Genomic DNA, 20,704 nt, shown 5'->3' on the forward strand with positions numbered 1-20,704 from the left:
GCGAGGGGTGTGGGCGTTCAGCCGGCGCGGCGGCAGAGCTCGGAGGCGGTCTTCTCCCTGAGGTACCGGTCGGCGTGCCCGGCGAGGAGGTCGAGGACGTGCGCGATGTCGTCCAGCGAGGTCTCCGGGTTGAGCAGGGTGAACTTCAGGTAGTGCCGGCCGTCGACCTTCGTCCCTGCCACGACGGCCGCACCGGAGGCGGCCAGTGCCTCGCGGGCGTACAGGTTGGCGTCGTCGGCCAGCTTGCGGCCCTCTCCCGCCGGGGGGAGGTAGCGGAAGACGACGGTGCTCAGCTGGGACTTGGTGACGACTTCGAAGCGCGGGTCCTGATCGAGCAGTTCCCAGGCCGCGGCGGCACGGTCGACCACCTCGTCGAAGAGCTCGCCGATCGCGTCCGCGCCCATGATGCGCAGCGTCAGCCAGAGTTTGAGCGCGTCGAAGCGGCGGGTGGTCTGGATGCTCTTGTCGACCTGGTTGGGGATGCGCCGCTCGGCCATCCGGACCGGGTTGAGGTAGTCGGCGTAGTAGGTCGCGTGGCGCAGGACGGCGGCGTCGCGGACCAGTACGGCGCTGGAGGAGACCGGCTGGAAGAAGGACTTGTGGTAGTCCACGGTGACCGAGTCCGCCCGCTCGATGCCGTCCAGCAGATGGCGACCGGTGAGGGAGGCCAGCAGCCCGCAGCCGTACGCGGCGTCCACGTGCAGCCAGGTGCCGAACAGGGCGGCGAGGTCGGCGATCTGGGGCAGCGGGTCGATGGTGCCGAAGTCGGTGGTCCCGGCCGTGGCGACCACCGCCATCACCAACAGGCCCTCCTCCTGGCAGCGTTCGAGCTCGCGGGCCAGCGCGTCCGTCCGCATCCGGCGGCCCCGGTCGGTCTCCACGGTGATGACGGCGTCCATGCCGAGGCCTAGCATCTTGGCCGACTTCTGGACGCTGAAGTGGCCGGCCTCGGAGGCGAGGATGCGCAGCCGGGGCAGGATGTCCGCTCTGGTGAGCGGAGCCGGGGAGTCGGCCGCGGCGAGGGCGCAGGTCTCCTCGCGGGCGAGCAGCAGGGCCTGGAAGTTGGACTGGCTGCCACCACTGGTGAACACGCCGTCGGCGCCGGGGCCGAGGCCGATCCGCTCGGCGGTCCAGTCGATCAGGCGGCGCTCGATGAGGGTGCCGCCCGCGCTCTGGTCCCAGGTGTCCAGTGAGGAGTTGATCGCGGTGAGGACCGCCTCGCCGAGCAGGGCCGGGATCACCACCGGGCAGTTGAGGTGTGCCAGGTAGCGGGGGTGGTGGAAGTAGACGGCGTCGCGGAGGTAGATCTCCTCCAGCTCGTCCAGGGCGGCGGCGGGGTCGCCCAGCGGCCGCTCCAGGTCGATACCGGATATCTCGGGGGCCAGCAGGTCGGGGGATATCCCGCTGAACGGCCGCTCGGTGCGGGCGATCCGGGCGGCGACCCGGTCGACTCCCTCGCTCAGGGAGCGCCGGTAGGTGTCCACCGTGAGGTCGTTGAACAGGTGCGCTCGTGCGCCTGACGCCTCGGCCGTGGTGCCTGTCGACGGGAGCTCGGCGGTGTGCCCCTGGAAACTCATGCTCAGTCAGTCCTCAACAGTCGCGGACGAAGTGTCTAACTAAGGTTAGCCTAACCTAAGCTCGCGGGGAAAAGTGACGGCCCGCCCTGCGGAAGGGCGGGCCGTCGGGTCGGCTCAGCTGTCTTCGGAGGCGCGGCCGGACAGCGCCTCGGCGCGAAGGTCCTCCTCGGAGGCGCCCAGGCGCCAGTAGCCCGAGAACTCCACGGACTTGCGGTCGAACCCGCGCTCGCGGACCAGATGGCGGCGCAGCGCCTTCACCGCTCCCGACTCGCCCGCGATCCAGGCGTACGGTGTGCCCCCGGGCAGCTCGGCCGCGCGGACGGCCTCCAGCAGCGGGCCGCTGACGGGGCGTCTGGCGCTGTCCCGCACCAGCCAGGTGATCTCGGCTTCGGCTGCGCTCGGCAGGTCCTGGATGTCCTCCGCGTGCGGGACTTCGATCCAGACCCTGGCCCGCACCCCGGCCGGCAGCCAGTCCATGATCCCGCCGATGGCGGGCAGCGCGGTCTCGTCCCCGGCGATCAGCAGCCAGTCCGCGTCGGGCGGCGGACGGAAGCCGACGCTCCTGTTGCCCTCGACGGCCGGGCCGAGCAGGACCACCCGGTCGCCTGGCCCGGCGGCGGCGGCCCAGCGGGCGGCCGGGCCTGCCGCCGCGGACGCGGCCGGTGCCTGGGTGCCGTGCAGGGCGAAGTCCACGTCCACCTCCGCCCGTTCGCGGTCCTGCGCGCGGACGGTGTACGAGCGCATGACGGCCCGTACCTCGGGGGGCAGGGCCCGCCACTCGTGGAACCAGCCCTCACCGGCCTCGGTGGGCAGGACCGGCGCACTCTGGCCGGGGTGCGGCAGGAACAGTGAGAAGCTCTGGTCCCGGCCGCCGCCGGCGAAGTCCTTCAACTGCTCGCCGCCGAAGGTGACTCGGACCATGCTCGGACCGAGGCGCAGCGTCCGGACGACGTGCGCCTCGAAGAAGCGGAACTGGACGGCCATGGCGGCGGGTTCGGTCGTCACAGGACCTTCTTGGCGCTCTGGACGGCCTTGGCGAGGTTCTCCAGCAGCGGTGCCGCGCCCGCGTAGGAGAACCGGGGGACGGAGTTCCACGGGGTGATCTGGTTCGCCCTGACGGCGGGCAGCTGGGTCCAGGCGGGCTTGGCGGCGAGGTCCCCGGGTTGCAGGGCGGCGCCGCGGTTGTCGAGCAGGATCAGGTCGGCGCCGTACTTCCCGGCGTTCTCCCAGCTGAGGCTCTCGAAGTAGTCGCCGGCCTCCAGCTTGGTCGGGACGACGAAGTCGACGCCCAGCTCGGCGAAGTACATCAGGTCGGTGCTGACCTTCGGGTTCGACACGTAGAACAGGTCGGCGCTGCCGGAGGCGGCCATGACCTTGATCCCGCCGCTCGCCCTGGCCGCCCGGCGCACGCTCTCGGCGGCGGCCTCGAACCTGGCCTTGGCGTCGGTGACCTTCTTGGCCTTCGGATCGGCGCCGAGGGACTCGGCCAGCTTGGCGTAGTGCTCGATCGGCTGGGTGATCGGAACCCGGGCGGTGGTGATGGCCACGCTCGGGGCGAGCCGGAGGATCTTGTCCCTGCTCTCGTCCGGCACGTACCAGAGCGCGTCGGGGGTGTACATGTGGGTCACCAGCAGCTGGGGGTTGAGCGCCGCGTACTTCTCGACGCTGAACTCGCCCCAGACATTGCCGAGGATCGTCACCTTGTCGACATCGAGGTCGCCGGCCTGCGGATCGGGCCTGCCGTCCCCCAGTCTGGTCTCGCCGAAGACGCCGACGATCTGCCGGTCGACGCCGAAGTCGACCAGGGCCGCCGCGGTGCCGGTGAAGGCGACGATCCGCGACGGAGCGGTCTTGGCGGTGACCTCCTTCTTCCGGTCGTCGGTGAACGACCAGGGGCCGCCGCTGCCGCCGCCCTCCGTGGCGGAGGCGGACTTCGAACCGCTGCTTCCTCCACAGGCGGCGAGCACGGCACCGAGAGCGGTGACACCGCCTGCGGCGAGCAGCCCGCGACGGGAGAGGTTGGCGGTTCTGAAGTGCGGCATAGCGGTGTCTTTCTCGCAGTGGAGGGGAGGTGCGGTCGGGGGAGGCGCAGTTGAGGGGAGGTCAGCGGGCCCGCGGTGACCTGTAGGTTAACCTTACCTAAGTAACGGTAGGTTAACCTAACCTAAGTTCTTGTCCAGTGGGTCCTCGCAGCCAATCCCACCCGAACCGGAGCCCGCCCGTGTCTGTCACCAAGTCACCACCGGCCCAAGGGGCTTCGACGCTCCCGCAGCCAGCCCGCGGGCGGCCGCCCGGCGCCCGCAACGCCTGGCGGGCCGCCGGTCTGGCGGGCTCCGTGCTGGTGCTGCTCGCCGTCCTGGCGCTCAGCATCGGGGTCGGAGCCAGGCAGCTCTCACTCGGCGAGGTCTGGCACGGGCTCCTCGACGGCGACTCCCCGGCCTACACCGTGGTGCACCGGATGCGGCTGCCCCGGACCCTGCTCGGGCTGCTCGTCGGGGCGGCGCTCGGCCTGGCCGGCGGCGTGATGCAGGCGCTCACCCGCAACCCGCTCGCGGACCCCGGACTGCTGGGGATCAATGCGGGCGCCTCGGCAGCGGTGGCAACGGCGGCCTCCCTGCTCGGAGTTGCCACCTTCGACGGCTATGTGTGGTTCGCGCTGGCCGGGGCGGCGGGCGTCTCGGTGCTGGTCTACGCGGTCGGCGGCGGACGCGGTGCCACCCCGGCCCGGCTGGCCCTCGCCGGAGCCGCGCTCAACGCCACGCTCTACTCCTACGTGAGCGCGGTCATGCTGCTGGACACCTCCTCGCTCGACAGGATGCGCTTCTGGACGGTCGGTTCACTGGCCAGTGCGCAGCCCTCGACGGTGGTCAAGGTGCTGCCGTTCGTCGCGGTCGGCCTGCTGATCGCCCTCGCGCTGGCCCGGCCGCTCAACGCCCTGGCTCTCGGCGACGACTCGGCCCGGGCCCTGGGCGCCCGCCCCGCCCTGATCCGCGCGGCCGCCATCGTGGCGGTGACCCTGCTGTGCGGGGCGGCCACCGCGGCCTGCGGGCCGATCGTCTTCGTCGGGTTGATGGTGCCTCACCTGGTGCGCGCCCTCACCGGTCCCGACCTGCGCTGGATGCTCCCCTACTGCGCGGTCCTCGCTCCCGTCCTGCTGCTCGGCGCGGACGTGCTCGGCCGGGTGCTGGCCCGGCCCGGCGAACTGCTGGTCGGGGTCGTGACGGCGGTGCTGGGCGGACCGTTCTTCCTGTACTTCGCACGACGGGGCAGGGTGGCGCGAGTATGAGTGTCATACGTTTTGCCGGAGGCCGCTCGATCCGCTACCGGCCGAGGGCGCTCCTCGTGGGAGCGGGATGCATCCTGCTGGCGCTCGCCGTGGGCGTGCTCTCGATCGGCAGCGGCGACTACCCGATGAGCCCGTCCGACGTGCTGAGCACCCTGCTGGGCAACGGCTCCCCGGCCGAGGACTTCATCGTCAACGAACTCCGGCTGCCCCGGCTGGTCACCGCCCTGCTCGTCGGCGCCGCCCTGGCGCTGGCCGGCGCGCTCTTCCAGACACTGGTGCGCAACCCGCTGGGCAGCCCCGACATCCTCGGCTTCACCCAGGGCGCGTCGGTCGGCGCCCTGCTCGTGGTCGTCACCGGGGGCAGCAGTCTGGCCCTGGCCTGCGGTGCGGTCGTCGGCGGCATCGTCACCGGTGCCGCGATCTACGCCCTGGCCTGGCGCAACGGCGTCCACGGCCACCGTCTCGTGATGGTCGGCATCGGTGCCGCCGCCATCCTCACCGGCATCAACGGCTACCTGCTGACGAAGGCCCAGCTGATGGACGCGGCCCGGGCCGTGCTCTGGCTCACGGGAAGCCTCGACGGCCGGGGCTGGCAGGACGCCCTGCCGCTGCTCATCGCCATGGCGGTGATCGCCCCCGTCGTACTCCTCGGCTGCGGACGGGCCCTGCAGATGATCGAGATGGGGGACGAGGCCGCCGGCGCCCTGGGCATCCGGGTCGAACGGCTGCGCCTGGTCCTGCTGGCGGCGGCGGTACTGCTCGCCTCCCTCGCGGCCGCCGCCGCCGGCCCGGTGTCCTTCGTGGCGCTCACCGCACCCCAGCTGGCCAAGCGGCTGACCAGGGCACCCGGGCCGAACCTGCTCCCCTCGATGTGCACGGGCGCGGCCCTGCTGGTCACCGCCGACTGGGCCGCACAGCAGCTGTTCACCGGACACCAGCTCCCCGTCGGCGTGCTGACGGGCGTCCTCGGCGGCGGCTATCTGATCTGGCTGCTCGCCACCGAGCGCAGGGCAGGCCGGATTTGAGCGGCCCAAGGACCTCCCCCCGGTCCCCGGGGGGTCCATGCGCGCACGGAAACCCCAGCAAGCAGCACAAGCACGGGAACGGAGTACCGACCATGGAACACGGCGGATCACGCCTGAGCGGCAGTGAACTGACCCTCCGGTACGAGCAGCGGACCATCGCCGAGGGCCTGACCGTCGCCATCCCGGACCAGTCCTTCACGGTCGTCGTCGGCCCCAACGCCTGCGGCAAGTCCACCCTGCTGCGCGCCCTGTCGCGCACCCTGAGGCCGGCCGCCGGGTCGGTGCTGCTGGACGGACGGGACATCACCGGCATCCCCGCCAAGCAGGTCGCCAGGACCCTGGGCCTGCTGCCGCAGTCGTCCGTCGCACCCGAGGGCATCACGGTCTGTGAGCTCGTCGCGCGCGGGCGCTACCCGCACCAGGGCCTGCTGCGCCAGTGGTCGCCCGAGGACGAGCGCGTCGTCGAGGAGTCCATGGCGGCGACCGGCGTCGCCGAGCTCGCGGACCGGATGGTCGACGAACTCTCGGGCGGCCAGCGCCAACGCGTGTGGATCGCCATGGCCCTCGCCCAGGAGACGCCGCTGCTGCTCCTGGACGAGCCGACGACCTACCTCGACATCGCCCACCAGATCGAGATCCTGGACCTCTGCGCGCGCCTGCACGAGGAGCAGGGCCGCACGCTGGTGGCCGTCCTGCACGACCTGAACCACGCCGCCCGCTACGCCACCCACCTGATCGCGATGCGCGACGGGCGGGTGGTGGCGGCCGGAGCGCCGAAGGACATCGTGACCGCGGAGCTGGTGCAGGAGGTCTTCCGGCTGCCGTGCCGGGTGATCGAGGACCCGGAGACGGGCACGCCCCTCGTCGTCCCAGCCGCCCGGCAGCGCGCGGTCGCCACCGCCCGGGCGTGAACCGGTCCCTGATCCGGTTTCCGTCCCGGTTTCCGTCCTGACTTTCCGTCCTGTATTCCCGATCCGAGAGAGATGAGAAGTGCCATGAGTACCGAGGTCTACCGGGACTCCTGGGGGATACCGCACCTGCGCGCGGACAGCGCTGCCGAACTCGCCTTCGCACAGGGGCGCAACGCCGCCACCGACCGGGCCTGGCAGATCGAGGTCGAACGGCACCGGGCCCAGGGCACCTCCGCCGCCTTCCTCGGCGCCGAGGCCCTCGGCTGGGACCGCTTCGCCCGGCAGTCCCGGCTGGAGGACACCGCCCGGCGCTGCTTCGACCGGCTCGACGCCGACACCGCCGCCTGGGTGCGCAGCTACGTCGCCGGGGTCAACGCCGGACTCGGTGAACAGGCGCGGCAGGAGCCGGAGTTCGTGACCACCGGGCTCGTCCCCGGGACGTGGCAGCCGTGGACTCCGCTGGCGATCTGGCTGTCCCACCACATCCTCTTCGCGGGCTTCCCCGCCAAGCTGTGGCGCGAGAAGGTCGCCGAGCGGCTCGGTGCCGAGCTGATCGGACTCTTCGCCACCGACGGACCCGGCACCTCGGGCAGCAACGGCTGGCTGGTCGGCGGCGAGCGCACCGCCACCGGTGCCGCCCTGATCGCGGGCGACCCGCACCGGTTCATCGAGGACCCGGGCATCTACCAGCAGATCCACCTGGCCTGCCCGGAGTTCGACGTGGTGGGCCTGGCCGTCCCGGGCGTTCCCGGCATCGCCCACTTCGGGCACACCGGCACGGTGGCCTGGGCGATCACCAATGCGATGGCGGACTACCAGGACCTCTACCGCGAGAGGCTCCGGCGGCGCGGAGAAGAGGTCGAAGCGCTCGGCCCGGACGGCTGGCAGCCCGCCACCGTCCACCTGGAGACCATCGAGGTCGCGGGCGGCGAGCCGGTCGAGATCGAGGTCGTCGAGACCGAGCGCGGCCCGGTCGTGATCGGCGGTGCGGACGGAGGTGCGGACGGAGGTGCGGTCGGCGAGGGGGAGGCGATCAGCCTCCGCTACCCGCCCCGGGTGCGCGGGGACCTGGGGTTCGCCGCGCTGCCCGCGCTGCTCAGGGCACGGACCGTCGCCGACGTGGACCTGGCCCTCGACCACTGGGCCGAGCCCGTCAACGTAGTCCAGGCGGCGGACACGGACGGCGGCCTGCTGCACCGCGTCGCAGGCGCCGTTCCGCTCCGGGACCGGCAGAACGGCCTGCGCGTCGTACCGGCCTGGAAAGCGGAGCACGAGTGGCGCGGCTGGCACGGCCCGATGCCCCGCGAGACGGTCGACGGCCTCGCCGTGATGGCCAATCAGCGCGGCCTGGCCGAGCCGCTCGGCATCGAGTTCGCTCCGCCGCACCGGGCCGAGCGCATCCGCCACCTGCTGGACGCACCCACCGCCGGGGCTGCCCGTACCGCCGAGGCGGGACAGACCGCTTGGACCGCCGCAGACATGGCGACCGTCCACACCGACACCCACCTCGCCTCGGCCGGGCCCCTGCTGGATCTGCTGGCCGGGCTGGACGGGCTCGGCCCGGACGCCGTGGCCCTGCGCGACCGACTCCTGCGCTGGGACCGGCGGATGGACGCCGACAGTACTGATGCTGCGTCATATTCGGCCGTGCGAGCAGAAGTCGTGCTTCGGATGGCGGCCGATCCGGTGCTTGCCCGGCTGGCGGAACCCGCGCGGTACCCCGAACTGTTCCTGCCCTGGCTGGCGCTGGTCCCCCGGGTCGCGTACGCGCTGGAGACCCTGCTGACCACCGAGCTGCTGCCCGGCCTGGACCGGGCCGGCCTGGTCAGGGCCGCAGTCGAGGCGGTGGCCGCGCTCGGCGAGCCACCGGTGCCGTGGGGCGAGCTGCACAGGCTCGCGCCCTGGCAGGCCGCACCCGACCCGGCGCCCGAGGTCTGGCCCGGACTCTCCGGCGACCACGACTGCGTCCTGTCCACATCGAGCGTCCCCGGTATCACCGACCGCAGCGCGCGCGGACCCGCCGCGCGCTACGTCTGGGACCTGGCACGGCGCGAGGACAGCCTGTGGGTGGTCCCGTTCGGCGCCTCCGGCACACCAGGACACGCCCACCACCGCGACCAGTTGCCGCTGTGGCTGCAAGGGGAGCTCGTCCCCGTCATCACCGACTGGAACCACCTGACCGAGGAGCGACATGACCAGTGAGCCCGCCGCCCGCCGCGAGGCCGTGCACGAGCAGCAGATCGACGGCTTCGGCACCGTCCGGATCCTCCCCCTGGACCCCGCCGCGGACGCGGACGTGATCCACGGCTGGGTCAGCCAGGAGCGGGCCCGGTTCTGGGGCATGCTCGACGCCGACCGCGACCGGGTCCAGGAGATCTACGAGTACGTGGGCTCCCTCGCCACGCACCACGCCTTCCTGGTCCACCGGGACGACCGGCCGGTCGCGCTCTTCCAGACGTACGAACCGGCGGAGGATCCGGTCGGCGAGTGCTACGAGGTCGAGCCCGGCGACTTCGGCATCCACCTCATGGTCGGCCCCGCCGAGTGCGGGGCGGAGCGCGGCTTCACCGACACCCTGCTCTCCGCGTTCCTCGACCACGTCCTCGCCGTCCCGGAACGGCAGCGGATCGTGGCCGAGCCCGACGCCCGCAACGACAGGGCCATCGCCCGCCTGCGCCGCACGGGCTTCGTCCTCGGACCCGAGATCGAACTCCCCGAGAAGCGCGCCCGATTGCTCTTCCTGAGCCGGGACACCTTCCTCGCAACGCGAACCCTCGGAACCCAGCCCCCGGCGCCCGGCCTGCGGTAGACCGTCCACTTGTTCAGGGGCGCGGGGCTCCCGGAAGCTGCACGGCCGACCACGTAGTGACCCGCAGCCGCAATCGGGCCACCGGTAGGAGAGGATGGCGTGACCACAGGATCGGCACCCCTCCAGGAGACGAACCAGCCATGCGCACTGTCGCCGTCGTCGGCACCGGACTGATCGGCACCTCCGCCGCCCTCGCGCTCACCGGCCGCGGTCTCAGCGTGTATCTGGAGGACGCCGACCCGGACGCCGCCCGGACCGCGGCCTCGCTGGGCGCCGGAACGACCGAGCCGCCGACGGGCCCGGTGGACCTGGGGATCATCGCGGTGCCCCCCGCCCTGGTGGGCAAGGTGCTCGCCGACTGCCAGCGGCGTGGACTGGCCCACTGGTACACCGATGTGGCGAGCGTGAAGTCCGGACCGAGGGCCGAGGTCGCAGCTCTCGGCTGCGACACCTCCCACTACATCGGCGGCCACCCGATGGCCGGGCGGGAGACCTCCGGCCCGCTGGGAGCCCGCGCCGATCTCTTCGAAGGCCGTCCGTGGGTGCTCACGCCCACCCCGGACACCGACACGGACACCCTCAACGCCGCCCTCGAACTGGTCGCCCTCTGCGGCGCCATGCCGATCGTGATGGACGCCCCGGCGCACGACCGCGCCGTCGCACTGGTCTCGCACGCCCCTCAGCTGCTCTCCTCACTGGTCGCGGCCCGGCTCGAGCACGCGGACGAGACCGCCATAAGGCTCTCCGGCCAGGGCGTCCGCGATGTGACCCGGATCGCCGCCTCCGACCCCGCGCTCTGGGTGGACATCCTCTCCGCCAACGCGGGCGTGGTCGCCGACATCCTGGACGAGCTCGCCGTGGACCTCGGCGAGACCGTCACCGCGCTGCGCGCCCTGCAGGCCGCCGACGAGGACGAGCGCCGCAGCGGTGCCGCCGGGATCGAGGCCGTGATGCGGCGCGGGAACACCGGCCAGTCCCGGATCCCGGGCAAGCACGGCGCCCCGCCCACCCGCTACGAGAGCGTCGCGGTCGTCCTCGGCGACCAGCCCGGCGAGCTCGGCCGGCTCTTCGGCGAGGTCGGCGCACTCGGCGTCAACATCGAGGACGTCGTCATCGAGCACTCCTCGGGCCAGCAGGTCGGTTTCGTCCAGCTCTCCGTCGCCCCGGCGGCGGTGCGAAGGCTCACGTCCGCACTGCGCGAGCAGGGCTGGAGCGTGCGGGACTAGGACCCTCGCGCCCCTGGCCAGTGCAACTGATTCCGGTGAGTGCCCACTGGCGGAGCTTCTGAGACCGACCGGCAACAGGGCCTGCGGCGTCGCGCCCTGTTGCCGGTCGGTCTGAGCGTGGCCGGGCACCCGTTGCCATTCCACTACCCTTGAGTGAGTCACCCAGGCTTCAGAGAGAGGTTCGCCCCGTGGAAACTGCCGACCGAGCGTCCGCCCCGGTCGTCGTCGCCATCGACGGACCCTCCGGCTCCGGCAAGTCGACCGTCTCCCGTGCGGTCGCCGCCCGGCTCGGCCTGAGCTTCCTGGACACCGGCGCGATGTACCGCGCGATGACCTGGTGGATGCTGACCAACGACGTCGACGTCGATGACGCCGACGCGGTGGCGATCGCCTGCGGCAAGCCGGTGATCGTCTCAGGTACGGACGCCGCGGGCCCGACCATCACGGTCGACGGCCAGGACGTCTCCGGACCGATCCGCGGCCCCGAGGTGACCGCCGGGGTCAGCGCCGTCGCCGCCGTCCCGCAGGTGCGGACCCGGCTGGTGGAGCTGCAGCGCGGCTGCGCCGAGGTCGCCGAGCACGGCATCGTCGCCGAGGGCCGGGACATGGGCACCGTGGTGTTCCCGGACGCCACGGTGAAGGTCTTCCTGACCGCCTCCGAGGCCGCCCGTGCCGAGCGCCGCGCCGCCGAGCTGCGCGCCAAGGGCGTGGACGAGGCGACCATCACCGCGATGGCCGCCGACCTCGCCCGTCGGGACGCCGCCGACTCCTCCCGGGAGACGGCCCCCCTGACCCAGGCCGTGGACGCCGTCCTGGTGGACACCAGTGACCTCACCCTGGAGCAGGTGATCGACAGGATCGCCGCCCTGGTCCAGGACCGCCAGGTCCGGACCGGGGCCTGACGAACTCTCAGGCACACAAGAGCCTGCAGGCAAGAATCCGCGTCGCCCGCTACGAGGGCCGACCGCACCGCGCTGCCCTCCTGGGCAGGTACGCACGGCACGTCCCTGGGAAGGGCCGTGCCGGGAAACGGAAACACGAAGATGAGCAACGAGACCGCTCACGGCTCCCACGGCGAGCTGGACGCGTCCGAGTACGCGGAGTTCATGGCGCTGGCCGCCGAGGAGGGCTTCGACACCGACGAGATCGACGCCGAGCTCGACGGTGCCGGGCACGGCCCGCTGCCGGTGCTGGCCGTGGTCGGCCGGCCCAATGTCGGCAAGTCGACTCTGGTGAACCGCATCATCGGCCGCCGCGAGGCCGTGGTCGAGGACCGCCCGGGCGTCACCCGCGACCGTGTCACCTACGAGGCCGCCTGGAACGGCCGCCGCTTCAAGCTGGTCGACACCGGCGGCTGGGAGGTCGACGTCCTCGGCATCGACGCCGCCGTCGCCGCCCAGGCCGAGTACGGCATCGAGACCGCCGATGCGGTGCTCTTCGTCGTGGACGCCACCGTCGGGGCCACCGACACCGACGAAGCGCTGATCAAGATCATCCGCAGGGCCGGCAAGCCCGTGGTGCTCTGCGCCAACAAGGTCGACGGCCCGTCGACCGAGGCCGAGGCCGCCTACCTCTGGTCGCTCGGCCTCGGCGAGCCGTACCCCGTCTCCGCGCTGCACGGCCGCGGCTCAGGCGACCTGCTCGACGCCGTGATGGCCGCCCTCCCCGAGGCCCCGCCGCAGACCTTCGGCGAAGGTCTCATCGGCGGCCCGCGCCGCGTGGCCCTGATCGGCCGGCCCAACGTCGGCAAGTCCAGCCTGCTCAACAAGGTGGCCGGCGAGGACCGGGTGGTCGTCAACGAGCTGGCCGGCACCACCCGTGACCCGGTCGACGAGATGATCGAACTCGGCGGCAAGACCTGGAAGTTCGTGGACACCGCCGGCATCCGCCGCCGGGTCCACCTCACCGCCGGTGCCGACTTCTACGCCTCGCTGCGTACCGCCTCCGCGCTGGAGAAGGCGGAGGTCGCGGTCGTCCTGATCGACGCCAGCGAGACCCTCGCCGAGCAGGACACCCGGATCATCTCGATGGCCGTCGAGGCCGGGCGCGCCGTCGTCATCGCCTACAACAAGTGGGACCAGATCGACGAGGAGCGCCGCTACTACCTGGAGCGCGAGATCGAGCGCGATCTCGTCCAGGTCCGCTGGGCGCCCCGGGTCAACGTCTCGGCGAAGACCGGCCGCCACATGGAGAAGCTCGTCCCGGCGATCGAGACCGCGCTGGACGGCTGGGAGACCCGTATCCCGACCGCGAAGCTGAACGCCTTCCTCGGCGAGCTGGTGGCCGCCCACCCGCACCCGATCCGGGGCGGCAAGCAGCCGCGCATCCTGTTCGGCACCCAGGCCGGCACCCGGCCGCCGCGCTTCGTGCTCTTCGCCTCCGGCTTCCTGGAGGCGGGCTACCGCCGCTTCGTCGAGCGCCGCCTGCGCGAGGAGTTCGGCTTCGCCGGAACGCCGATCTCGATCTCGGTGCGTGTCCGGGAGAAGCGCCGCAAGAAGTAGCAGCAATCGGCCGGTCGTGCCGGACCGACCGACGACGGAGGCCGGGTACCCCGCTGGGGTGCCCGGCCTCCGCGGGTTCCCGGCGGAACGGGGCTTCGCGGCAGGCGGTGCCGAGTACTGGGTGCTGAGTGCCGCGTACCGAGTGCCCCGGGGCTTCGAGGGTCAGCCCTGTCCGGGGGTGCGGCCCGGGGGCAGCGACAGCATGCTGCGGTGGCGTCCTCCGACCCCGCCGGGCTCCGGGACGACGCCGACGGCGGTGGCGACGGGCTGCGCTGGGGCGAGGTAGCCGGAAGCCACCCAGCCCTGACCGCCGGAAGCCTGGGGCGCCCCCGGGTACTGGCCGCCCGCGTACTGGCCGCCCGAGGACTGCGCCGGGGCGATCTGCCCCGACGCGATCTGCCCCGACGCGAACTGTCCAGCCGTGAACTGTCCAGCCGTGAACTGACCGGACGTCACCTGCCCCGCCGCGAGGTATCCCGTCCCGTACTGCCCGCTGCCGCCGCCCTGCTGGTTCGGCATGAACTGCGGCGTGCCCTGCGCGTGACCCGGGAAGGTGTCGAACGCCTGGTGCTGCGGCGGGTATCCGCCCAGCTCGGGGCGGGAGCCGTACGGCTCACCGCGAGGGCCGTAGGAGTCGCCGGGCGCGGGCGGGAGGGCCTGCCGTACCGGGTAAGAATCCCGGCCGAAGTGCCCGTCCCGGACCGCGAAGCCGGTGAAACGCAGGTCCTCCTCGCCGGTCCGGTCGCCGGGCAGCGCCCGGAAGAGCCGTCGGTACTCCGAGTACAGCGTGTCGTAGATGGGAGTGGGGGAGGAGGGGTGCTCCGCGTCGCACGACGGGCGCATGCCCGGGATGGACCGGGGGGTGGTGGCGGACGGGCGGTGGGTGGCGGCGACGTCGTAGCTGTACACGTAGGGGCCAACGAGTGAGGCGGCCGGGGGATGCGGGACCGGAGCAGGGCGTCCTGTGCCAGTCTCGGCACCCGCCCGTCCGCCCCGCCTGCCCGCCCCGCCCCCGACCATCCCCACTCCGTCCGTACCGTTCCGCAGCGCTCTGTCCGTACCGCTCCCGCTCGACCTCCCCAGGCGCGCGCTCCGGCGTGCTCCCGCCGCTACGTGCCTACCGTCCGCCTCGGCCGCCCGCGTACCGGCCGGCCGACGGCGCTGTCCCGGCAGGTGCTCTCCCGGCAGGGCTCCGGTGGGCGGGTACACGGGCGACCGGTCCGCAGACCGCTTCCGGTCTGCGCAGAGCTTCCGGTCAGGTTCCGGCCAGCGGCAGGACGGCTGCGACCAGCAGGCCCTGCGCGGCGGCACGGTCGAGCGCCAGGCGGAGCAGGTCCTCCCGGGGCTGGCGGCCGATGGCACCGGCCGGAACCGCGTACATCGTCACCTCGTTCTGCCGGCCGGCCGCCTGTCGCCACGCGTCGGTGACCTGGAGCGGCTGGTGCGCCTGCCACCAGGCGGAGCTGCCGCCCGTGGCCGAGGGCTGCAGGATCGCGTGCAGCTTGCCCATCGCCATCAGCACCGACCAGCCGGGCAGCGGCGGCGCGGGGGCCTTGTCGACATTCTCGACCAACTGGAACTGGTGGTCGGTGAGCAGGGAGAGGAACTCGTCCTCGCCGGAGAGGCTGCCGGGCCGTCCCACCGGGCCGGTCGGCTCGACCACCAGGGCGGCGTGCGCGGTGTCCCCGCACAGCACCAGCCCGCAGGTGATCCCGAGGACGGCAGGCTGCCCGGCAGCCGGTGCGGTGGGCCTCGCGGCCTCGGCGCCGGCCTGCTCCCGGGAGGCCGGGACGCTGCCCTGGGTCTGGCTGATGCTGCGGACGGCGCCGAGCAGCTGCTCCTCGGAGACCGGTACCACCTGGGAGGGGATGCAGCGGGCATGGGCGAAAGCGAGCACTGCGGTCTCGTCGCCGACGAAGAGCACCGTGCTGGTGGCCTCGTGCGAGGAGTCGCCGGGCGTGCGGCATGAGGTGCAGTCGTAGGTGTCGGGTGCGTGGGCACCGGCGAGCAGGCGATCTGCCTCGTCGTCGCCGATCTCGGCTCGGACCTCGTCACTGACAGCGAGCATGCGCGGCAAGGGGACTCCTCGGTTCGTCAGGTAATGGCGGTCGGGCGAGCCCGACCGCCATTACCAACGGGCCGTTGTGTCTGGGGTCACGGGTGAACGCGCCCGCGACGGGATTTGCCGCGAATCCGACTGCGATGTGTGAACACCTGGTCGCAATATGTCGACCCTGTGCCCGAGCTCACAGGGTCCAAACTGTGATCCAGGCCATATCCGGACGATGTTTGATCATGGAATGTCCTCCGAAGCGGGCATTTTGCGCTTCTTTGCATGATCTTTACCATCGGTAACACCGCTCTGAGCTGGGGGGACTTGAGGCTGTTTGGTGGCTGCCCTGGTTACTCGTAGTTTCTTAGCCGGTGCAACGAGCACTACCCGGGTTCACCCCCGGCGCACGGCCCGCGGTTCACACCGGTGGGGCGGTGCCCACCAGCGCGACGGCCGACAGGGCGGCGCGGCTGAGCGGAGGGTGGCCGGGGCGGCGCGGCACGTCCGACACGTGCACGGCCGCCTTGCGAACGCGGCGAGCGAATCAGCCCCCAGGGCTTGGTTCCGCATGCCTGCCCGGGGCTGTCGAGAGGACTCTCATGACTTTCCGTAACGAGACCACCGCTGCCACCACCGCCACCAAGCGCAACCGCGTCCGGGTGGCCGTCCTGGGCGGCGCTGTGGCCGTCCTCCCGGTGGCCGGCCTCGTCACGGCCACGACGGCCTCGGCCGCGTCCGTCGCCACCTGGGACAAGGTCGCCCAGTGCGAGAGCACCGGCAACTGGAGCATCAACAGCGGCAACGGCTTCTACGGCGGCCTGCAGTTCACCTCCTCCACCTGGGCCGCCTACGGTGGCACCCAGTACGCCGCGCAGGCCGACCTCGCCACCAAGGCGCAGCAGATCGCCGTCGCCGAGAAGGTCCTCGCCTCCCAGGGCCCCGGCGCCTGGCCGGTCTGCTCGGTGAAGGCGGGTCTGACCAAGGGCGGCGCCGCCCAGGTCGACACCGGCAGCTCCGCCTCGGCCGCCGCCAAACCCTCGACCGAGAACAAGGTCGCGAAGGACGGCGCCGCGAAGAACAACGTCGCGCCGAAGCCGGTCGAGAAGAAGCAGGCCGAGCAGAAGCGTGCCGAGCACAAGGCTCCGCGGGCCCCGGCCAAGAGGAGCAACGGCGGCACCTACACCGTCAAGGCCGGCGACACCCTGAGCTCCATCGCCGCCTCCAAGGGCCTCGACTGGAAGACCCTGTACGGCAACAACTCCGGTGTCGTCGGCGGCAACCCGAACCTGATCTTCCCGGGCCAGGTCCTCTCCGTCTGACCCACCGGGCCACCGCGCACCGCGTCGGCCGCCGCCGACTCCCACGGCCGTCCGTCCCCTCTCCCGCAGGGGGCGGTCGGCCGTGCGCCGTCCGCCGGTGCTCACGGAGCTCCGACGGCCGTCAGCCCCAACTGAGTTCACCTTTCGCGACCTTGGTGCCGAGCTCGGCGGCCAGCCTCAGGCCGGCGTCCGGGTAGTGCCGTTCCAGTGCGGCCCGGGCCGCCGCCGCGTCCTCGGCCTGGCCGATCTCGGTCTCGAAGACCCGAAGGTACTCACGGGTGTAGCGGATGGCCGAGGCGTCGGCCGGTGCGCCCGCCCTGCGGTGCCCGGCTGCGACGAAGGACGGCTCGAGCGCCTCCATCCCGTCCAACAGGTCGATCCAGGCGCCGCGTTGAGCCGGGGTGGGTGTGTCGGCGGTCCACACGTGCAGTCCCTGGAACAGCAGGACGCCGCCGAGGACGGCCCGCCGCTGGCGTTCCCAGAGATAGTGGCGGTCCGGTAGGTGGAAGTCGGCGCCGCGCAGTTCCAGCCGATGGCCCTCCAGCACCACGGCGTCGCCGGGCAGCGGCTCGGGCAGCACGATCCGCGTAGGCAGCTCGGGTCCCAGTCGCGCCCAGCTCTCCAGCCTGGCCGGGTACGTCTCCTTGATGTGCTCCACGACCGCCGCCGCGGCGAGGAACCTGGCATGCGGGAACGCCTCTCGGACCGCCTCGGCGCCGAAGTAGAAGTCCGGGTCGCCGTGGCTGATGAAGACCTTGGTCAGCTGCTTCCCGCAGGCCCTGACCCGCTCCACCAGGCTGCGGCCGTCGGAGAGCGTGAGGCCGGCGTCCACCAGCAGCGCCTCACGCTGCCCCGTGACCAGGACCGCGGTCTTGTGGAGGGAGGTGTCGGGAAGGTCGATGATCTCGAAATCCAGGGTCTTCATGCTGGCTCCAGGCTCCTCGTGCCGACTCCTCGGGCGGCGTACTCCCACCTCAGCCTTGGCACCGCCGCGCTGCACCCGCAACCGGCGGCGTGTGCGCCGAACGGCCGACCCGTCCGATCGAGCCGGACGGCTGCGAGGATGGGGTACATGGACGGTGAACGATTCCCCGCACCGGAGCCCCTGTTCCCACCCGAGCCGCTGTTCCCGCCGGAGGCACTGTTCCCGGCGGAGGCGCCGGTCCCGTCCGCGCCGCGTGAGCGCACCGAACCGGCGCCGGGCGCCGTCCACCTCCCCGGCTGGCTCGGCCCGGCGGAGCAGCGCGAACTGGTCGAAGCCTGCCGCGCCTGGGCGCGCCCACCCGCCGGGATGCGGTCCGTCCGGCTGCCCGGCGGCGGTGTCATGTCGGTGCGGATGCTCAGCCTCGGCTGGCACTGGTACCCGTACGGCTACGCCCGCACCGTGGTGGACGGCGACGGCGCACCGGTCAAGCCCTTCCCGGCCCGACTCGGTGCACTGGCCGCACGCGCCCTCGCCGACGCGTACGGGGCGCGACCGGAGGAGATCGCGGGCGCGGCCGGGTACGACCCCGACATCGCGGTGGTGAACCACTACGCGCACGGCGCGAAGATGGGCCTGCACCGAGACCGGGACGAGCGGATCGACGCCCCGGTCGTCTCCCTCTCGCTCGGTGACAGCTGCGTCTTCCGCCTCGGAAACACCGAGACCCGCACCCGGCCGTGGACCGACCTGGAGCTGCGCAGCGGTGACCTGCTGGTCTTCGGCGGGCCGTCCAGGTTCGCGTACCACGGGGTCGTACGGACGCTGCCGGGCACCGCGGACCCGGCGCTCGGGCTGGTCGGGCGCCTGAACATCACCGTCAGGCAGTCGGGGCTCCGATGATCCGGCGGCCCGATGACCCGGCCGTGCGGTGGTGGCTGGACCGACCTGACACGCGGGACCGCGAACCTGACCGGGATACCTCCGTACGCCCGCCCCGGGCGGCGGGAATTCCGGCGGGCCGAGCAGACTTCTGGGTAGACGAAGACGGCCGCCTGGCGGACCATGCCCCGCGTGCCCGTCGAGAGAGGAAGCGCAGCCATGGGAACACCCGTCGATCAGCTTGTCGACCTGCTCGATCTGGAACAGATCGAGCTCAACATCTTCCGTGGCCGGAGTCCCGAGGAGGAGCTCCAGCGCACCTTCGGCGGCCAGGTCGCGGGGCAGGCGCTGGTCGCGGCGGGGCGGACGGTGGAGGGCCAGCGGCCGGTGCACTCGCTGCACGCCTACTTCCTGAGACCCGGCGTCCCCGGCGTGCCGATCGTCTACCAGGTCGACCGGATCAGGGACGGGCGTTCCTTCACCACCCGGCGCGTCCTGGGCATCCAGCAGGGCCACAGCATCTTCGCGCTCACCGCCGACTTCCACCGGCCCGAGCATGGCGGTATCGAACACCAGGACGCGATGCCCGACGTCCCCGACCCCGAGGACCTGCCCAGCGCACTGGAGGAGGTCGGTTCCAAGCTGGGAGAGCTGCCGCCCTTCATCAGCCGCCGCCAGCCCTTCGACATCAGATACGTCGACCGGCTGCGCTGGCGCACCGAAGAGCTGGCCGGGGTGGAGCCGCGCAGCGGCGTCTGGCTGCGCACCAACGGCGCGCTCCCCGACGACCCGCTGATCCACGTCTGCGCCCTCACCTACGCCAGCGACATGACGCTGCTGGACGCCGTCCGCGTCCCCGTCGAACCGCTCTGGGGCCCGCGGAACTTCGACATGGCCTCGCTCGACCACGCGATGTGGTTCCACCGCCCGTTCCGCGCCGACGACTGGCTGCTGTACCAGCAGGAGTCGCCGATCGCCCACGGTGCACGTGGCCTGGCGCGGGGCCAAATCTACGACAGGAACGGCCAGTTGGTCGTCTCTGTCATGCAGGAGGGGCTGTTCAGGCCGCTCGCCCGCCGTAGCTGAACCACCGTCAACCTCCATAACCGGATCGTCTTCCGAGCCGGATCGCCTTCTGAACCGGATCGTCTCCCTGGAGGGAAGCGCCATGACCGCAGCCGAGGAATGGAAGCACTGGACGGAGGCCCGTACCGCCTCGGTGAGCTCGCCACACGGCCAGCTCGCCCTCGTCGGCACGCACTGGCTGGAGCCCGAGCCCGCCGAAGTCCCCGGCCTGCCCGGCCTCTGGTGGGCCTCGGAGGGGCTCGTACGGGTGCGCGCCGAGGCCGGTGACGGTATCCGGATCAAGGGCGCTGGCCAGGCGCTGGGCGGTGAGGCGGCGCTGCGTCCCGACACCGCGAAGCAGGCGGACCTGGCGGAGCTCGGTGACCGGCTCCTGGCCCCGATCGAGCGCGAGGGCGAGCTGGCCCTGCGGGTCTTCGACCCGGCCTCGGCGGGCCGTACCGCGTTCGCCGGGATCACCGTCTACCCCTATGCGCCGGAGTGGGCCGTGGCGGCGGTCTTCACCCCCTTCGAGGGCGACCGTTCCGTCACCGTGCCCAACGCCGACGGGCGCGACCGCCCACTGGAGGTCGCCGGGCGGATCGCCTTCACCCTGGCCGGCGAGCCGCACACCCTCACCGTCGGCCGCGCGGGCAAGCAGCTGAGCGGCGTGATCAGCGACGCCACCAGCGGGCACGAGACGTACCGGTTCCGCTTCATCACCCTGCCCGAGCCCGACGAGGAAGGGCATACCGTGCTCGACCTCAACCGCGCCTACCTGCCGCCGTGCGCCTTCGCCGACCATTTCATCTGCCCGTTCCCGCCGCCGGGCAACCGGCTGACGATCGCGGTGGAGGCGGGGGAGAAGCAGGTCCTCGGCCGGTAACCGAGCGCCCGGCCCCTGCCCTCCTCTCCTCCCTCTTCCCCTCCCCTCCCCTCAACTCCCCTCTCCTCAACTCCCCTCCCCTCCCCTCTCCTCAACTCACGTGGTCCGGCTTCTGACCCGGGGGCGGTGAGCGCGGCGTCGGTGCCGTGACCGACCATGAGTCTCCGTGTCGACCAATCCGCTTCCACCGCCCTCGTCCTCCTCGCCCTGCTCGCAGGACGCCCCCGCCGCCGCCCCGTCCGACA

General features: G+C 72.3%; 18 protein-coding genes. 12 read left to right on the forward strand and 6 right to left on the reverse strand.

Annotated elements, in window-relative coordinates:
• Positions 1–17: 17 nt before the first annotated feature.
• From P3T39_RS27095 to P3T39_RS27105, 3 genes are all read right to left on the reverse strand, one after another.
• Positions 18–1,577 carry an aspartate aminotransferase family protein gene (locus P3T39_RS27095; protein WP_280701575.1) on the reverse strand — a complete coding sequence of 520 codons (1,560 nt, stop codon included), beginning with the start codon at positions 1,575–1,577 and terminating at the stop codon, positions 18–20.
• 114 nt (positions 1,578–1,691) lie between these two features.
• On the reverse strand, positions 1,692–2,561 hold the full coding sequence (locus tag P3T39_RS27100; RefSeq protein WP_280701609.1) for a siderophore-interacting protein: 870 nt from the start codon (positions 2,559–2,561) through the stop codon (positions 1,692–1,694).
• A gap of 17 nt (positions 2,562–2,578) precedes the next feature.
• Complete coding sequence (locus P3T39_RS27105; protein ID WP_280701576.1) at positions 2,579–3,619, reverse strand: ABC transporter substrate-binding protein; 1,041 nt, start codon at positions 3,617–3,619, stop codon at positions 2,579–2,581.
• Between the two features lie 281 nt (positions 3,620–3,900).
• On the opposite strand from P3T39_RS27105, the gene P3T39_RS27110 reads away from it, so the two are divergent.
• The 8 genes from P3T39_RS27110 (at position 3,901) to der (ending at position 13,335) form a co-directional block, all read left to right on the forward strand.
• Positions 3,901–4,863: an iron chelate uptake ABC transporter family permease subunit gene (locus tag P3T39_RS27110; RefSeq protein ID WP_280701610.1), complete on the forward strand. Its 963-nt coding sequence runs from the start codon at positions 3,901–3,903 to the stop codon at positions 4,861–4,863.
• Positions 4,860–5,888: an iron chelate uptake ABC transporter family permease subunit gene (locus tag P3T39_RS27115; protein WP_280701577.1), complete on the forward strand. Its 1,029-nt coding sequence runs from the start codon at positions 4,860–4,862 to the stop codon at positions 5,886–5,888. The genes P3T39_RS27110 and P3T39_RS27115 overlap by 4 nt, the downstream gene beginning before the upstream one ends.
• A 92-nt stretch (positions 5,889–5,980) precedes the next feature.
• A complete protein-coding gene (locus P3T39_RS27120; RefSeq protein ID WP_280701578.1) occupies positions 5,981–6,799 on the forward strand; it encodes an ABC transporter ATP-binding protein in 819 nt (272 codons plus the stop codon).
• A gap of 84 nt (positions 6,800–6,883) precedes the next feature.
• A complete protein-coding gene (locus P3T39_RS27125) occupies positions 6,884–9,001 on the forward strand; it encodes a penicillin acylase family protein (RefSeq protein ID WP_280701579.1) in 2,118 nt (705 codons plus the stop codon).
• Complete coding sequence (locus tag P3T39_RS27130) at positions 8,991–9,608, forward strand: GNAT family N-acetyltransferase (RefSeq protein WP_280701580.1); 618 nt, start codon at positions 8,991–8,993, stop codon at positions 9,606–9,608. Before P3T39_RS27125 ends, P3T39_RS27130 begins: the two co-directional genes overlap by 11 nt.
• 140 nt (positions 9,609–9,748) lie before the next feature.
• Complete coding sequence (locus P3T39_RS27135) at positions 9,749–10,834, forward strand: prephenate dehydrogenase (protein ID WP_280701581.1); 1,086 nt, start codon at positions 9,749–9,751, stop codon at positions 10,832–10,834.
• 188 nt (positions 10,835–11,022) lie between these two features.
• A complete protein-coding gene (gene cmk, locus P3T39_RS27140) occupies positions 11,023–11,736 on the forward strand; it encodes a (d)CMP kinase (protein ID WP_280701582.1) in 714 nt (237 codons plus the stop codon).
• A 141-nt stretch (positions 11,737–11,877) separates the two neighbouring features.
• A complete protein-coding gene (gene der, locus P3T39_RS27145; protein WP_280701583.1) occupies positions 11,878–13,335 on the forward strand; it encodes a ribosome biogenesis GTPase Der in 1,458 nt (485 codons plus the stop codon).
• A 162-nt stretch (positions 13,336–13,497) separates the two neighbouring features.
• On the opposite strand, the gene P3T39_RS27150 is transcribed toward der, so the two are convergent.
• Together P3T39_RS27150 and P3T39_RS27155 are read right to left on the reverse strand one after the other, a co-directional pair.
• Positions 13,498–14,244 carry a hypothetical protein gene (locus tag P3T39_RS27150; RefSeq protein WP_280701613.1) on the reverse strand — a complete coding sequence of 249 codons (747 nt, stop codon included), beginning with the start codon at positions 14,242–14,244 and terminating at the stop codon, positions 13,498–13,500.
• A gap of 346 nt (positions 14,245–14,590) precedes the next feature.
• Complete coding sequence (locus tag P3T39_RS27155; RefSeq protein WP_280701584.1) at positions 14,591–15,412, reverse strand: hypothetical protein; 822 nt, start codon at positions 15,410–15,412, stop codon at positions 14,591–14,593.
• A gap of 575 nt (positions 15,413–15,987) precedes the next feature.
• Here P3T39_RS27155 and P3T39_RS27160 point away from each other — a divergent pair.
• The gene (locus P3T39_RS27160) at positions 15,988–16,707 is read left to right on the forward strand and encodes a transglycosylase family protein (RefSeq protein WP_280701585.1); all 720 of its coding nucleotides are present in this window, start codon (positions 15,988–15,990) and stop codon (positions 16,705–16,707) included.
• 121 nt (positions 16,708–16,828) lie between these two features.
• Here P3T39_RS27160 and P3T39_RS27165 read toward each other — a convergent pair whose 3' ends face one another.
• Positions 16,829–17,632, reverse strand: a complete 804-nt coding sequence (locus P3T39_RS27165; protein ID WP_280701586.1) for an MBL fold metallo-hydrolase — start codon at positions 17,630–17,632, stop codon at positions 16,829–16,831.
• A gap of 147 nt (positions 17,633–17,779) precedes the next feature.
• Between P3T39_RS27165 and P3T39_RS27170 the strand changes: the two genes are divergently transcribed.
• From P3T39_RS27170 to P3T39_RS27180, 3 genes are all read left to right on the forward strand, one after another.
• Positions 17,780–18,532: an alpha-ketoglutarate-dependent dioxygenase AlkB gene (locus P3T39_RS27170; RefSeq protein ID WP_280701587.1), complete on the forward strand. Its 753-nt coding sequence runs from the start codon at positions 17,780–17,782 to the stop codon at positions 18,530–18,532.
• A gap of 198 nt (positions 18,533–18,730) precedes the next feature.
• Entirely contained in the window at positions 18,731–19,597 is an 867-nt protein-coding gene (locus tag P3T39_RS27175) for an acyl-CoA thioesterase II (protein WP_280701588.1), read from the forward strand.
• Between the two features lie 82 nt (positions 19,598–19,679).
• Positions 19,680–20,459, forward strand: coding sequence for a DUF1684 domain-containing protein (locus P3T39_RS27180; RefSeq protein ID WP_280701589.1), 780 nt, complete (start codon positions 19,680–19,682; stop codon positions 20,457–20,459).
• The last annotated feature ends 245 nt before the right edge of the window (positions 20,460–20,704 follow it).

This window comes from Kitasatospora sp. GP82 (genome assembly GCF_029892105.1).
In the GTDB taxonomy this organism is placed as follows: domain Bacteria; phylum Actinomycetota; class Actinomycetes; order Streptomycetales; family Streptomycetaceae; genus Kitasatospora.

Excerpts from the sequence above, each read along its gene's own strand:
- P3T39_RS27095 (WP_280701575.1), bottom strand. The coding sequence starts at position 1,577 with ATGAGTTTCCAGGGGCACACCGCCGAGCTCCCGTCGACAGGCACCACG.
- P3T39_RS27100 (WP_280701609.1), bottom strand. The coding sequence starts at position 2,561 with ATGGCCGTCCAGTTCCGCTTCTTCGAGGCGCACGTCGTCCGGACGCTG.
- P3T39_RS27105 (WP_280701576.1), bottom strand. The coding sequence starts at position 3,619 with ATGCCGCACTTCAGAACCGCCAACCTCTCCCGTCGCGGGCTGCTCGCC.
- P3T39_RS27115 (WP_280701577.1), top strand. The coding sequence starts at position 4,860 with ATGAGTGTCATACGTTTTGCCGGAGGCCGCTCGATCCGCTACCGGCCG.
- P3T39_RS27120 (WP_280701578.1), top strand. The coding sequence starts at position 5,981 with ATGGAACACGGCGGATCACGCCTGAGCGGCAGTGAACTGACCCTCCGG.
- P3T39_RS27125 (WP_280701579.1), top strand. The coding sequence starts at position 6,884 with ATGAGTACCGAGGTCTACCGGGACTCCTGGGGGATACCGCACCTGCGC.
- P3T39_RS27130 (WP_280701580.1), top strand. The coding sequence starts at position 8,991 with ATGACCAGTGAGCCCGCCGCCCGCCGCGAGGCCGTGCACGAGCAGCAG.
- P3T39_RS27135 (WP_280701581.1), top strand. The coding sequence starts at position 9,749 with ATGCGCACTGTCGCCGTCGTCGGCACCGGACTGATCGGCACCTCCGCC.
- der (WP_280701583.1), top strand. The coding sequence starts at position 11,878 with ATGAGCAACGAGACCGCTCACGGCTCCCACGGCGAGCTGGACGCGTCC.
- P3T39_RS27160 (WP_280701585.1), top strand. The coding sequence starts at position 15,988 with ATGACTTTCCGTAACGAGACCACCGCTGCCACCACCGCCACCAAGCGC.
- P3T39_RS27165 (WP_280701586.1), bottom strand. The coding sequence starts at position 17,632 with ATGAAGACCCTGGATTTCGAGATCATCGACCTTCCCGACACCTCCCTC.
- P3T39_RS27170 (WP_280701587.1), top strand. The coding sequence starts at position 17,780 with ATGGACGGTGAACGATTCCCCGCACCGGAGCCCCTGTTCCCACCCGAG.
- P3T39_RS27175 (WP_280701588.1), top strand. The coding sequence starts at position 18,731 with ATGGGAACACCCGTCGATCAGCTTGTCGACCTGCTCGATCTGGAACAG.
- P3T39_RS27180 (WP_280701589.1), top strand. The coding sequence starts at position 19,680 with ATGACCGCAGCCGAGGAATGGAAGCACTGGACGGAGGCCCGTACCGCC.